The 13872-nt window shown below is 67.6% G+C and carries 12 protein-coding genes and 1 pseudogene; 4 read left to right on the top strand and 9 right to left on the bottom strand.

Going from position 1 to position 13872, the window contains the following annotated elements; all coding sequences use genetic code 11:
• Positions 1-865 (top strand): annotated as a pseudogene (locus ABTX62_RS37115) (IS256 family transposase); the annotation flags it as partial.
• A gap of 65 nt (positions 866-930) precedes the next feature.
• On the opposite strand, the gene ABTX62_RS37110 reads toward ABTX62_RS37115, so the two are convergent.
• Both ABTX62_RS37110 and ABTX62_RS37105 read right to left on the bottom strand, forming a co-directional pair.
• Positions 931-1581 carry a peroxiredoxin-like family protein gene (locus ABTX62_RS37110; protein WP_352120309.1) on the bottom strand — a complete coding sequence of 217 codons (651 nt, stop codon included), beginning with the start codon at positions 1579-1581 and terminating at the stop codon, positions 931-933.
• Between the two features lie 110 nt (positions 1582-1691).
• A complete protein-coding gene (locus tag ABTX62_RS37105; RefSeq protein ID WP_165939129.1) occupies positions 1692-1838 on the bottom strand; it encodes a hypothetical protein in 147 nt (48 codons plus the stop codon).
• Between the two features lie 166 nt (positions 1839-2004).
• On the opposite strand from ABTX62_RS37105, the gene ABTX62_RS37100 reads away from it, so the two are divergent.
• Entirely contained in the window at positions 2005-2604 is a 600-nt protein-coding gene (locus tag ABTX62_RS37100) for a TetR/AcrR family transcriptional regulator (RefSeq protein WP_352120308.1), read from the top strand.
• A gap of 19 nt (positions 2605-2623) precedes the next feature.
• Here the strand turns inward: ABTX62_RS37100 and mctP are convergent, their stop codons facing one another.
• The 5 genes from mctP to ABTX62_RS37075 form a co-directional block, all read right to left on the bottom strand.
• On the bottom strand, positions 2624-4243 hold the full coding sequence (gene mctP / locus ABTX62_RS37095) for a monocarboxylate uptake permease MctP (RefSeq protein WP_352120307.1): 1620 nt from the start codon (positions 4241-4243) through the stop codon (positions 2624-2626).
• 85 nt (positions 4244-4328) lie between these two features.
• Entirely contained in the window at positions 4329-5687 is a 1359-nt protein-coding gene (locus tag ABTX62_RS37090; protein WP_352120306.1) for a cation:proton antiporter, read from the bottom strand.
• 14 nt (positions 5688-5701) lie between these two features.
• Positions 5702-7357, bottom strand: a complete 1656-nt coding sequence (locus ABTX62_RS37085) for a histidine phosphatase family protein (protein ID WP_352120305.1) — start codon at positions 7355-7357, stop codon at positions 5702-5704.
• On the bottom strand, positions 7357-9399 hold the full coding sequence (locus tag ABTX62_RS37080; protein ID WP_352120310.1) for an FAD/NAD(P)-binding protein: 2043 nt from the start codon (positions 9397-9399) through the stop codon (positions 7357-7359). Before ABTX62_RS37080 ends, ABTX62_RS37085 begins: the two co-directional genes overlap by 1 nt.
• Positions 9400-9435: 36 nt before the next feature.
• Entirely contained in the window at positions 9436-9846 is a 411-nt protein-coding gene (locus tag ABTX62_RS37075) for an OsmC family protein (protein ID WP_352120304.1), read from the bottom strand.
• Positions 9847-10111: 265 nt separating this feature from the next.
• Between ABTX62_RS37075 and ABTX62_RS37070 the strand changes: the two genes are divergently transcribed.
• Positions 10112-11614, top strand: a complete 1503-nt coding sequence (locus ABTX62_RS37070; protein ID WP_352120303.1) for an NB-ARC domain-containing protein — start codon at positions 10112-10114, stop codon at positions 11612-11614.
• A gap of 50 nt (positions 11615-11664) precedes the next feature.
• Positions 11665-12351: a haloacid dehalogenase type II gene (locus ABTX62_RS37065; protein ID WP_352120302.1), complete on the top strand. Its 687-nt coding sequence runs from the start codon at positions 11665-11667 to the stop codon at positions 12349-12351.
• A 68-nt stretch (positions 12352-12419) separates the two neighbouring features.
• Here the strand turns inward: ABTX62_RS37065 and ABTX62_RS37060 are convergent, their stop codons facing one another.
• Together ABTX62_RS37060 and ABTX62_RS37055 are read right to left on the bottom strand one after the other, a co-directional pair.
• Positions 12420-12707, bottom strand: a complete 288-nt coding sequence (locus tag ABTX62_RS37060) for a YciI family protein (RefSeq protein WP_352120301.1) — start codon at positions 12705-12707, stop codon at positions 12420-12422.
• Positions 12708-12767: 60 nt separating this feature from the next.
• A complete protein-coding gene (locus tag ABTX62_RS37055; RefSeq protein WP_352120300.1) occupies positions 12768-13352 on the bottom strand; it encodes a TetR/AcrR family transcriptional regulator in 585 nt (194 codons plus the stop codon).
• Between the last annotated feature and the right edge of the window lie 520 nt (positions 13353-13872).

Genomic DNA, 13872 nt, shown 5'->3' with positions numbered 1-13872 from the left:
GAGGTCCAGGCCCATCTGGCCGAGGTCTATGGCGCCGAAGTCTCCCGCCAGACCATCTCCACGATCACCGACAAGGTCATGGACGGCATGGCCGAGTGGCAGAACCGGCCCCTCGACGCCGTCTATCCGGTGATCTTCATCGACGCGATCCACGTGAAGGTCCGCGACGGCGCCGTGGCGAACCGGCCGGTCTACGTGGCCCTGGCCGTCACCGTCGAGGGCCGGCGGACATCCTGGGGCTGTGGGCAGGCGACGGCGGCGAGGGCGCCAAGCACTGGATGCACATCCTCACCGAGATCAAGAATGCGGCGTGAACGACGTCCTCATGCTCGTCTGCGACGGCCTCAAGGGCCTGCCCGATGCGGTGGAGACCGTCTGGCCCCGCACGACCGTCCAGACCTGCGTGGTCCACCTGCTGCGGAACTCCTTCCGCTATGCCGCCCGCCAGGACTGGGACAAGATCGCCAAGCTCCTCAAGCCCGTCTACACCGCTGCGACCGAGGACGCGGCACTCGAGCGGTTCGCGGAGTTCGTCGACGCGTGGGGCAAGAAGTATCCGGCGATCGTCCGGCTTTGGGAGAACGCGTGGGAGGAGTCCACCCCGTTCCTCCGGTTCGACACCGAGATCCGCCGCATCGTCTGCACCACGAACGCCATCGAGTCGGTGAACGCCAGGATTCGGCGGGCAGTCAAGGCCCGCGGCCACTTCCCGAACGAGACCGCGGCCTTGAAATGCGTCTACATGGCCATCATGTCGCTGGACCCCACCGGCAAGGGCCAGGCCCGCTGGACCATGCGCTGGAAGACTGCCCTGAACGCCTTCGACATCACCTTCGACGGCCGTCTCTCAGCAGCCCGTCAGTAGCCCCAACACCCTGGTTACACCGCTCGTTTGACAGACCCGACACGAAAAACTGATGGAGATGGCGATCAGCTCATGGCGTCGAGGACGGCGATGATGTCGGCCGGTTCCGCGCGGGTGGTGTAGTCCGTGTTGACGAAGGCCCAGCGGATCGCTCCATCGCGGTCGATGACGTAAGTCGCGGGCAGCGGGAGCGTCCGCGGATGGCCGTCATTGACGCGCTGGAGGTCGAAACCGAGCTTGTCGTAGACGGCTGCGAGGTCGTCGGGGAGGTCGAAGGCGAGACCGTACTGCTTGGCGGTGTCGGAGCCGATATCACTGAGGACGTCGAAGGCGAGACCGTGCTTCTCGGTCAGAGTGAGGGACTCGTCGGGGATCTGGGGGGAGACGGCCACCAGGCGGGCGCCGCGGGCGGTGATGGCCTCGTGGTGCTGCTGGAGTGAGCGCAGCGCGATGTTGCAGTACGGGCACCACGCGCCGCGGTAGAAGGTCAGCACGACAGGGCCGTCAACTAGCAGTTCGTCCAAGGCCAGGGTCTGTCCGGTCGCGGTGGGGAGGTTGAAGCGAGGGGCCTGCGCACCGACGGTCAGGGCGCTGTCGACCTGGCCGGAGTCGGCGAGTTCCTGGCCGGCCCGCTGCATGATCTCCCGGATCTCGGCGGGGATCTGCTGCTGACGTGCTTCGTAGAAGGTGCGCAGTTCGGCGTTCAGGGTGGTCATGGCGCTTCGTTCCTCCTGGCTGACGGCTGGAGCGGGGCATATCTTGAAATACTCGTTCCAAGATAGGGGTATGAAGGGCCCCGCGCCAGCCGTGCGGAGGTGTCGAAGAGTCAGAGGCTGGTGAAGGGGCGATGGTCGGTCAGTGCGAGGGCGCGGATGAAGGCGGCGAGGTGGACCGTGCGGCGGGCGAGGAAGCGGCGCAGGCGGGGTGTGCGCGAGCCATAGGCGACGGCCCAGAGGGCTGGTATGCGATTCATGGGGGCATGGTCGCGGCGATCGGCGCCACCTAGGGTGGATCGTGGACGAACCTGGATGCCTTAGCGCAGGTGGGCGCCCTGTCCCGCTCTGTACCCGTCAGCACCTTTGCGGGGTGGTGAATGGGGAGTATCTTGGAATCCTTATTTCAGGATGGCGGGGTGAAACATGCCGGACATCAAGCACTTCGACCCGGATGTCACCCTGGAGACCGTGGTGCGGCTGTTCTGGCGGCAGGGCGTGGCCTCGACCGGGATCCAGGACGTGGTGACCGCGACCGGGCTCAACCGCTCCAGCCTGTACGCCACGTTCGGCGGCAAGCAGGAGCTCTACTTCGCCGCGCTGCGCCGGTACCTGGAGCAGCGGTCCCAGCCGATGTTCCGGCGCCTGGCTGAGGACGAGCGGGGTCTGCCGGCCGTCTCCGAGTTCTTCGCCGGCCTGATCGAGGCGCGCTGCTCGGGTGAGTACGCCCGATGGGGCTGCATGGTCTCCAACGCGCATGCCGGGGTCGAGAACAGTGATCCGAAGGTGCGCGGCGTCCTGGACCAGCACCACCGGGAGCTGCGCGAGGCGATGTACGCAGCGCTGGTCACCGCCGAGCGCCAGGGTCAGCTGGCCCCTGGCGCCGACCCTGGTGCTTCCGCGGATCTGCTGGCGTTGCTCGCCTACGGAGTCAACTTGCGTTCGCGTGCCGGTGCCGACGCCGCGTCGTTGCAAAGGACGGTGGCCGCCGCCCTGGACTCGCTCGGCGTCAGGGCGGCGGCGTAGGCACCCGGGGATCGGGCTCTCAACTTGGGTTGGGGGCAGGTGACGTGGGACGGAGGGTGGCGGCTGACACGGCTGCGGTTTCTGCCGTATCCGCGCTGTAGTCCTCCGGGCTGGTCTCGTCCACGCCATCGGGGGCCTTGAGCGCCTTCAGGGCGAAGGTCAGGATCACCGTGACGGCGACGTTGAGCACGAACGCCGTGAGGCCGATGTAGCCGATCTCGCCGATGCCCGGGATCTCCTTCGCCGAGCCGCCGAAGTGCTTCTGGGCCGGGGAGGCGACGCCGTACGCGGCGAACGTGCCGTAGATCATGCCGACCGCCCAGCCGGCGAGCAGTGCCCAGCGGTGGAACCAGCGGGTGAACAGGCCGCCGACCAGGGCCGGGAAGGTCTGGAGGATCCAGATGCCGCCCAGGAGCTGGAAGTTGATGGCGACGGTCTTGTCCATGGTCAGGACGAAGACCAGGGCGCCCACCTTCACCAGCAGGGACACCAGCTTGGAGACCTTCGTCTCCTGGGCCGCGGTCGCGTCCGGCTTGATGAAGTCCTTGTAGATGTTGCGGGTGAAGAGGTTCGCGGCCGCGATCGACATGATGGCCGCCGGGACGAGCGCGCCGATGCCGATCGCCGCGAAGGCAACGCCCGCGAACCAGTCCGGGAACATGTCCTCGAACAGCTGCGGGATCGCCAGCTGGCCGTTGGTGACCTTGACCCCGGCCGCGATCGCCATGAAGCCGAGCAGGGCCAGCAGCCCGAGCATCAGGGTGTAGAGGGGCATCACCGTCGTGCTGCGGCGGATCACCTCGCGGCTGCGGGACGAGAGCGTCGCCGTGATCGAGTGCGGGTACATGAACATGGCCATCGCGGAGCCGAGCGCCAGCGTGGCGTACGTCCATCGCCCCTCTGCGGCTGGAAGCAGACCGCCCGCACCGGCTGCCGCGTACTTCTGGCTCGCCTGAGCGAAGACGTGGTCGAAGCCGCCCAGCTTGATCGGAATGTAGATGATCGCGACGGTGATGACGACGTAGATCAGCGTGTCCTTCACGAACGCGATCATGGCGGGGGCGCGCAGGCCCGAGGAGTAGGTGTACGCCGCCAGCACACCGAACGCGATCAGCAGCGGCAGGTCCTTCACGAACCAGTTGGTGTTCTCGCCGCCGCCGACACCCATCACGTCCAGTACGGCTTGGATGCCGACCAGTTGGAGCGCGATGTACGGCATCGTCGCCAGGATGCCGGTGAAGGCGACGGCGAGCGACAGCCCCTTGGAGCCGAAGCGGCCACGGACGAAGTCGGCCGTGGTGACGTACCCATGGCGATGGCACACCGACCACAGGCGGGGCAGGAAGGTGAAGATCAGCGGGTAGACGAGGATCGTATACGGCACCGCGAAGAAGCCGGCCGCGCCCGCCGCGTAGATCGCCGCCGGGACGGCGACGAAGGTGTAGGCGGTGTAGACGTCGCCGCCGAGCAGGAACCAGGTGATCCAGGTGCCGAACGACCGGCCGCCCAGGCCCCATTCTTCGAGGCTGTGTTCGTTCTCGGGCCTGCGCCAGCGCGAGGCGAGGAAGCCCATGACCGTGACGGCCAGGAAGAAGAGGATGAAGACGGCGAGGGCGACGCCGTTCACGCCGTTGGGCATGGCTGCTCCCGTGCGGGATGTAGGACTGCGAGCGGGTGATGACGTGGGGTCGGCCGGGCGCTTGTGCCTCCGGCCGACCGGTGGGTCAGGCGTGAACCGGTTCCGCCTCGGGTGAGGTTGTTCCTGAGTCGGTCTGGGGTGCCGGGGCCTGCGGCGACATCCGCTGTTCGAGCCGCTCGGGCAGCGCCCAGCGGTACAGCGGCATGGCGCCGGCGGTGGTGATGACCGCGACCAGCACCAGCATGGAGAAGACGTCCTTGGTGATCATTCCCTGGGCGAGGCCGATGTTGATGAAGATGAGGATCATCAGCCCGCGTGCGTTCATCAGCCCGCCGACCGCCCAGGATTCGCGCCACGAGAAGCCGACGCCGCGCATGGCGAGGGCGCAGCCCGCATACTTGCCGACGAAACCCGCCGCCAGGATCAGCAGGAACGGGCCGATCATGGCCCATCCGGCGATGCCGCCGAGTTCCGTGTTGAGACCGGAGAAGGCGAAGAAGATCGGCAGGAGGAGGACGCAGACGATGTCCATCATGCGGCTGTGCAGGGCCTCGCGGAAGGCGGGGTTGCGCGGCATGGCGAGTCCGGCGATGAAGCCGCCGAAGACGGAGTAGATGCCGATGTAGTCGGTGAACAGACCGGACAGCAGGACGATGGCCACGACGATGTACATCTGGTCGAAGCCGAAGTGACCGGTGCGCTCGACCCGCGTACCCATGGGCCTGAGCAGGCGGGCGACCACGGTGAGCATGACGAGGGCGAACAGGGCCGTGAAGCCGATGGTGCGCAGGACGTGCAGAGCGCCCGCGCCGGTGTGCATGGCGGAGAGCACCGCCAGGAAGCACCATGCGGCGGCGTCGTCGATCGAGGCGCCCAGCAGGGTCATCCGGCCGAGCGGCGAGTTCTGCAGCCGCCGCTCGTAGAGGATGCGGGCGAGCATCGGGAACGCGGTGATCGACAGGGCGCCGCCTATGAAGAGCGCGAACTCGAACGGGGTGACGTCGGGGCGAGAGAGCCGGTCGTAGAGGACATACGCGCTCCCGGCGCCGAGCAGAAGTGACGGAAGGATGCCTGATACGGCGAGGACTGCGGCGTTCTTGGTGTCCTTCTTGCCGTTGCCGCCGCCGTGGTCGAGGCCGGCGCCGACCAGGAACATGAAGACGGTCAGGCCGATGGTGCTCAGGACGTAGAGGATGGGCTTCACCTCGGGGGCGAAGATCGCCTTTTGCGCCGCGGGGAACAGCGCGCCGAACAGAGTCGGGCCGAGGAGGACTCCGGCGACCATCTCTCCCAGCACACGCGGCTGCTTGACCAGTATGGCCAGGCGTCCGCAGAGGGCCGAGGCGGCGAGGATGACAACGATCGCGGGCAGGACGTGGAGGACGAGTTCCAGGTTCTTGTCGGTGGTGGCGGCCAGATAGGCCGTGGGGTGCGTGGGGTGCACATCGACTCCCGTGGTCACCAGGAACGGGCGGGGACGGAGGGCTCGCGCGGGTCTTCGGTGGCCGGGCGTCCGCGTAGGGGACGGTGCGCGGGGAGCTTGAGGACGGTCGGCCAGCGCGGGTCGTCGGGGGCGACGACGAGGAAGCGGGCGTAGAAACTGTCGAAGAACGACAGGATGAACATCGGCAGGAGGGTCCAGATCGCCACCTGCTCCAGGGGTGCGTTGCCGGTGAGCGCGGCGATGATGACCACGACGAAGACGTTCGGGTAGGTCATGGCGGTGTAGTCGTCGAGTGTCTGGACGTGACGGCGTCGCTTCAGCAGCGCGGCGACCAGGCGCAGGCCGACGGCGATGCCTGCGGCGGTGGGCGCGTAGGTGGTGAAGCCGTCCAGGTCGAGCTTGAGGCAGACCAGCACGATGAACGCAGTGAGGATCAGCACGGCCACGTATCCGTTGCGCTCGCCGTACTTGGCCGTACGGATGGGAGAGCGCTCCCGCAGGCGCTTGACCAGGACGTAGGCCGCCGTGACGACGCCGGTCGAGATGGCGGCGCTGATGGCGACGGCCGCGGCGACGTCCTCGTGCAGGGTCAGCGCGAGGACCGCTGAGAACGACAGCGCCGCCGCCAGCGAGGAGAGCAGGACCTGCGCGAACGTCGGCATGATCATTCCGCCGAGACAACGGCTGACGGTCATCGCCACCACAGAACTGGGGGTGGCCAGGAACACCGCGGCGATCGCCGCCGTACTCGAACTACCCATGTCCCACCAGTGGACCAGGGCCGCGAACGCGATCGGCAGGGCGAGGTAGCGCAGGGCGACGGATCGGAGCGTGCCGCGGTCGGTCACGAACGCCTTCGCGTTCTCCAGCTCGATGCGGCACATGGTGATGACGCTGGCCAGCACCAGGAGCAGGAGCAGCAGGTACGGCGAGGTCGAGAGCCGCAGTCCCGCCAGATTGGCGAGCAGACCCGCGGCCAGGCCGGCGCAGAAGACCACCGGATGGTTGACGACGATCCAGTCGTAGACCATGTTCATGGCCTTGTTCTCGTTCTTGACGTAGCTGTGGATCCGGTCGCCCTGCAGCATCTGGGAGTTGGGCAGCCGCAGGTCGTACGACTCGTCGACCGGGCGGTCCAGGATGAACCGGCAGATCAGCTCCACGACGTACTTGTGCGAGACCACGCACACCGTCTCGCCGCGCCGCAGCGCAGGCAGCAGCTCCTGCTCGTAGAAGGCGTGCACGCGGTCCTTGAACTGCTGGAACGTCTCGCCGCCGTGCATGGTCGGGCTGTCGGCGTTCATGGCCCGCTCGTACTCGGCGATGCCGTGGCGGCGCTGGAGGATGGACTTGCTCTCCAGCGTGTAGCTGCCGAAGTCGCGCTCCATCAGGCGCTCGTCGACGACGACCTCGGGGGCGTCCGCCTCGTGGGCGTCGAGGCGGAAGATGGTGTCGGCGGTCTCATAGGCGCGGGTCAGCGGGGAGACGTAGACGCGGTCGAAGTGCTGGCCGCGGTGGCGCCCCGCGACCTTCTCGGCCTGGATCCGGCCGAGGAAGGTCAGGGGTGCGTCGCGCTGCCCGGCGATGCGGTGGACGGAATTGCAGGTCGATTCGCCGTGCCGGACCATGAACAGCCGGCTCAGCAGCTCCTGCTCGGTGTGCTCTGTCATCACGCGCCCTTCTTCGGGGCGTGCTTGACCTGCCCGGCGTACTGGGAGTCCCAGCCCGCCAGTTTGGTGATGTCGCACAGGCTGTGCACCGCGTGCTCTTGCACGAGCGTGGCCAGCAGGGACACGGTCCGCCTTGCCTGCTGGGTGGTGAGGTCGAACTCGCGGGCCAGGGCGGCGCCGAAGTCGGCCAGGTCGTCGTCCAGGATGGTGCGGTACTTGCGGCGCTCGGTGCGGTCCTGGGCCTGGAGGTAGTTGACCGCGTTGGGGTAGGCGTTGTCCTTCGCGTAGCTCTGCAGGCGTTCGCGCAGGCGGGTGGCCTGCGGATCCTCGGTGGCGAGGTCGGCGGCGATCCAGTCGCTGCTGCGGATCAGGCAGTGGTGGATGCCGTCGGGGATGTCCATCTGCTCCTCGTCGCTGGCCGATTCGAGGCGGCGCAGGACCTCCATCGCCGTGTCGAAGCACTGGTTGCGCAGGGTGCCGATGCTGAACACGAACGCGCCGAGCCGGCCGCGGCGGGTGGTCTCGTCGCCCTGGCGCATCGGGCCGACGCCGAACAGGCCGGCCGCCGCCTCACCGTCGGACGCGATCAGCTGTCCGTGGGGGCCGACCTCGATGCCGCGGTGGGTCTTGGTCTGCGGCTGCGCATAGCCGTGTCCGTTGACCAGGGCGTGCCACAGGGGGTGGTCGGCGCGCTCGTAATCGGTCTTGTTGCCCAGGCAGTTGACGACCCGGTCGACGACGATGTCCGGCTGGTCGGCGAAGACCACCCGGATCTTCGTGCCGTCCTCGACGGGACGCATGTCCTGGATACCGGCGGACAGAGCCTCGACCGTCTTCGGCGCTCCGTTGTATCCGCGCATGCGGCTGCGCACGACGCCGCCGATCTCCCGCACGGTGCTGGTGCGGTTGGTGACGATCAGGCTCTTGTACCGGTCGAGCAGCATCCGCACGTCGCGGGCGTCCATGCGGGAGATCAGCTCGATGACGTACGGCTCCCATGCCTTCATGACCCTCTCGGGGAAGACGGCCTCGAGCGCGCTGCCCGGCTCCACACCGTGCTCGGCGCGCAGGTGGGCGTACTCCGCCTCGATCCCCTCCACCACCGCTTCGGGGGTGAGCTTCTCGGCGTCGAGAAAGGGCGGCCGGCGGGCCTGCCAGATGTCGTGCTCGTGGTCGACGGGGTAGGTGCCGTGCATGTGCCCGCCGCGCGAGCAGATCAGGATCTGCCCCCGGTGGCCTGCATGGATGAGGGAGATCACCGTGTCAAAGGCCGACAGCGCGGAGCCCGTGACGAGAACGCTCTCCTCGGGGCCGACCTCCTTGAACCAGTCCTGAGCACCGGGGGCGTAGGGGTCGGCGAGGAAGCGGTCGCAGTTCTTGATGCGGTGATAGAAGGGCGCCTGCACCGGCGAGAGGTGACCGGTCGCCAGGATCACCTGGTCCGAGAACAGGTCGTGCACCCCGCCCTGGTCCGAGGAATCGGCGTACTTGACGACGTAGCCTCCACTCTGGCCACGGACGTCGATGACCTCCCCGGTAAGCTCGCGCAGGGTCACCTCGGCGGGGGCGTCGGCGGCCGCGCCGCGCAGCCGCTCGGCCAGGTACTGCCGGAAGATCCGCCGCGGCACGACGCAGGCCACGCCGAAGGTGTGGTACTGCCATTTCTGCGGCCAGTCCGAGCGGTCCGCCTCCTCGTTGGCCCACTCCAGGAAGTCCTCCGGGCGCTCGCGGCGCAGGGTGATGCGGCCGGCCTGGATGTTGAGCATGTGCTCCCAGTTGGTGGACGCCCAGCCGAAGGCGATGCCTCCATAGCGGTAGCCCTCCTCCCGCTCTATCAGGCATATCTCCAGCGGCATGTCGGCGAAGTGGAGCAGCCGGATGGCGCTGAGCGTGCCGGAGAAGCCCGCCCCGACGATCGTGACGCGCCGCCTGCCTGTGCTCGCGCCGCCCATGGGGTCGTGCTGCATGCTGCTCGCCTGCGTCGCCATGTCCGCCATGCCGCGGTCCTGGCTCGGGCTGTCCTGCATCGTGGGGTTCTGCATTTCCACGGTCTTGTCTCCTTTGGTGGGGGGGAAGGGTCAGCGCCACTCGTGGGTGAAGCGGACCGCTATGGCGTCACGGATCGAGTTGTGGACGATGCAGCCCCGCTCGGCCTTGAGCAGGGGCTTGGAGATCAGGTCCTTGAGGACGGCGGGCGCCGACACCTGCACGGTGATTTCGGAGAATCGGGTCGGCGCGCTCACGAGGCTTCCGTCGACCTGGAAGCTGATCTCGGAGGCGTCGGCCTGCGGGTCCTCGGCCTTCAAGGCCGCGAGGAAGGTGCTCACGTAGCAACCGCCGAGCGACAAAAGCAGCAGCTCTCCGCCCATGGGACCGGCGTCGGTGCCCTCTTTCTCCTTGGGCCGGTCGATGGTGAGCGTGTGGTCTCTGGCCTGGCCCACGACGACGCTGCCGCCGACGGGGCGCAGGGAAACACCGATTTCGGGCATGGTGATGCACGGACTCCTGTCCTGGAACGGGGCACACAAGGCTCGCCGTCAGGGGGCGAGTGGGGTTCCTGGGGTGCCGGTGAGCGGGGACGGCCCTCAGCATCAGGACGGAACGTGGACTTCCGGAGTGATCGTGGATGATCCTGGATGCGCTCCGTGGTCGGAGGTCAACCCTCGGATACCGCTTGACAGTCGAGACCCCATGTCGTCTAACTTGAAACGAGTGTTCCAGGTTGTTCGTGGCCCAGGTGTCCCATGGGGGAGGATGTTCGTGCCGCAGGTGTTGGATCCGGCAAAAGCCCGCACCATAGATGAATTCATCGCGGAACTGAGACTGCTGAAAGCGTGGGCGGGCAACCCGTCGATCACCGAGATCACGCGGCGCATCCACCGCGACTGGCAGCGGGCAGGACGCCCGCGCGGCGAATGGCCGGCCCGCTCCACGGTGGGCAACTGTTTCCAGATGGGCCGCCGCCGCCCCAACGCCGACCTGCTGCTGGCCGTGGTCCAGGCACTCGTCGGCTCCGACGAAGCCATCGTCTGCGGCTGGCGCCAGTCACTACGTGCCGTTTTCGGCGAAGCCGAGGCCGCCGCACGCGTCACCGCCTACGACCGGCTGCCCACAGGACTGTCCGCATTCGCCGGCAGAACCGGCCTGATAGTCCAGGCGGAGGCGCTGCTTGCCTCCGACCGGCAGATACCGGCGGTGGCGCTGGAGGGCATGGCGGGTGTGGGCAAGACGTCGCTCGCCCTGCACGTCGCACACCGGCTTCTCGCCGAAGAACCCACCGACATACCCGTCCTGTTCGCGAACCTGCGAGGCTCCGCTGCGCAGGACCCAGGCGCCGACCCTGCTGCCGTACTGGAGACCTTTCTGCGGTTGCTCGGCATCACCGGCGACCGCATCCCATACGACCTCAACGCACGGACAGCTCTCTATCGCCAAGTCCTGGCGGGAACGGGCGCACTGATCGTCCTGGACGACGCGGCAGACACCGAACAGGTGCGGCCCCTCCTGCCCGGGACCTCAGGATGCCGCACGCTGATCACCAGCCGGCGCACGCTGGATGGTCTGACTGAAGCCGCACGTCTGCCGGTACCGCCGCTCGACCGGGACGACTCCGTCGAACTGCTGCGGGCAGCGGCCGGGGCCGAACGCCTCGCCTCGGACCTCCCGGCCGTCCAGCAGATGGCGGGCTTGCTGGGCCACCTCCCGCTGGCCCTCTCGGTTATCGGCCGGCACATCCGCGAGCACCCTGCCTGGGCACTCGGCGACTATTACCGCGAGCCGCTGATTACCCTGGCCCTGGAGGACGGTGTGCGCACTGCACTGGCCGCCTCCGACGCGCGGCTGCCGCCGGGTGCGCGGCAACTCCTTCGCCTGCTGGCACTCCATCCGCCGACAGAGGTGGAGATCGCAGGAGCCGCCGCACTCCTGGGCGAACCGTCCGCCGTGGCCGAACATCACCTTGCGGCTCTGGCGGCAGAGCACTTGATCGAACGCACCGCACCACAGCGGTTCCGGGTTCACCCGCTCACCCACGCCTACGCGGAGGAACGTCTCTGCATCGACGAACCTGCGACCCACATCCGCCAGGCCCTGGCCCGCCTGTCGGAACATGGCCACAGCCGCGGTGTCGACGTGCGACTCGAGACTCGAACCATCCGCGGACTCCGTTTGCCCGTACCCCGGCAGCACGCTGCAGCAGGCAGAGAGAGGAGCAGCCCGCTGCCGCAACCGCACACAGGACGGGTACTCGCAGCCTGAGGGGGCTACGACGTCCGGCATCCGCGCACGGATGCAAGGAGGAGAAGAGCATGCCCGTCGTCCGGCACCAGGTCCTCGTCTTCGACGTGAACGAGACGCTCAGTGACCTCACACCGCTGCGTGCTCGCTTTGAGGACGTCGGTGCCCCCGGGCACCTGCTGCCGACCTGGTTCGCCGGGGTACTGCGGGACGGATTCGCCCTGACAGCCGCCGGCGCGTACGCGGACTTCACCTCCGTCGCACACGACGGACTACAGACGCTGCTGTCTGGCCTGGACGGATGGACGGGAGATGAAGAGGCCGCAGCCCGACACATTCTGGACGGCCTTTCCCAGCTGGACGTGCACCCGGATGTGCCGGACGGTGTCCGGAAGTTGAGCGATGCGGGGTACCGGATGACGGCGATGACCAACGGCAGCATCGCCATGACCGAACGACTGCTGGACGCGGCAGGAGTGCTGGACTGCTTCGAGGCCCTGTCGGACGTGCGCGGACCGCGCTGTTGGAAGCCGGCACCGGCGGCCTACCACTATGCCGTCGACCGAGTCGCCGTTCGGCCTGAGCAGGCGATGTTGGTCGCCGTGCATCCCTGGGACATCGACGGGGCGCGGAGAGCCGGGCTGGACGGTGCGTGGCTGCGGCGCGGAGCCTTTGTGTACCCGCGCACGATGACCCCGCCCAGTTTCAGCGCGCAGGATCTGGAGGAGCTTGTGAACATGCTGGTCGCCGACCAGTGACGGGCGCCGACCCTGCCCAGCTGCAGCGCAGCTCGCCATCGGGGGCAATGAACATCTCCGTGTGTCCTCTAGCCCTTGAGAAACGCAAGGCGCGGGTCCGTCAGGTTGGGGGCGATCTCGATGACCTCGGCCGCCACGACGTCATGGACCACGAACGGGTCCTCGGCGACTCGCGCCTGAAGCTCCTCCCGAGCGATCCCCGTGGCGAGCACAGCGCCGCCCGGCCCCGGCTCGAGGCTCCCGATCAGCACGAAGACGCCGTCCTCCACGCCCTGGCGGATCCAGTTCTGGTGCCCGGCCATGTGCTCAGCGGCGGCCGCCTTGTTGGTAGAGAAACGAAGCAGGGCGACGTACACGGAAGTCTCCTCACAGATAGGGATGCGGACGAGGAAGGAACTAGGAGCAACGGGAGTGGCTCAACGCGCCCCGTCGGCGGATGGGCGAAAGGCCAGTCGCTCAGTCAGCCACGCGTTGATCCGGTCGACCTCGCGGTGTACGAAGTCGCTGTCGTGGAACGCGTTCGAGAGCGCAGCCACCCCTTGGCTGAACGCCAGGACGTGCATTGCTAGGTCGTCCGCTCCTGTATCGAGCCCGAGTTCCTCGAACTGTTCGCGCAGCCAGCTGCGGAACACCTCGAAGACGCCCACGGCGTGCGCACGGGAGGGATGGCCGAGCTTGGCGAGCTCGTTCGTGAGCGTCCCGACCGGGCAGCCGTAGCTCTCGATGTCGCCCCGGTTGGTGATGACGATCTCGACGAACCGCCGCACACGAGCCAGCGGATCTGCCGAGTCGCCCGCCCATTCGGCGAGCATCTTCCGAGTGCTCGCCAATCGGGTCTCGATCACCGCTTCGAGGATCTCGTCCTTGGTCTTGAAGTGGTAGTAGAAGTTGCCCCGGGAGATCCCCACCGCCTCCGCGATCGCCGCGAACGACGTCGGCTCGAAGCCCTGTTGGTAGAACAGGCGGTTCGCTGCATCGACGATCTGCTCGCGAGTACCCACGACAACACCTCACACCCGACAGCTCTAGGACGACTGTCCTAGGGGCGGCGCCCAGATTAGGACACCTGTCCTAGCCTGGCAAGGCGCGCTCCGGCACAACGTGTCAAACGGCAATGTCGTGGATCTCGTGAACATCGGACAGAAGCAGACTCTGCCCGTACTTTCGGCTCGAACCGCCACCTGCGTCGTGCAGGAGAAGGGAGATGGTCTGGCGGAGGGCGAGAGCAACAGATCTGTCACAGCAGGCCGACCGATCCTCACCAGCATGCCTGCCGTCAGGGGAATACCGCGCCTTTCGAATAACAGCTCTTCACCAGTGCCTGTACCCGGGCGACGACCCCTCGGTGCTCATCCCCCGCATCCTCGCGCATGGCGTCTTCTTACGGCACCCGCACCCGGACCACGGCTGCCGATGCGAGTGGGATGACGTGGCGGATGGTGTGGGCACCCAGCACCGAACCCGGCGCGGTCCCGATCACGCCATGTGACACCCGGCCGCCCTGGTGACCGCCGCCAGCAT

Source organism: Streptomyces sp. NPDC096046, from assembly GCF_040303285.1.
Classification (GTDB): domain Bacteria; phylum Actinomycetota; class Actinomycetes; order Streptomycetales; family Streptomycetaceae; genus Streptomyces.
Note: the sequence above shows the minus strand (reverse complement) of the source record. Positions and strands in the feature narration are given on the sequence as shown.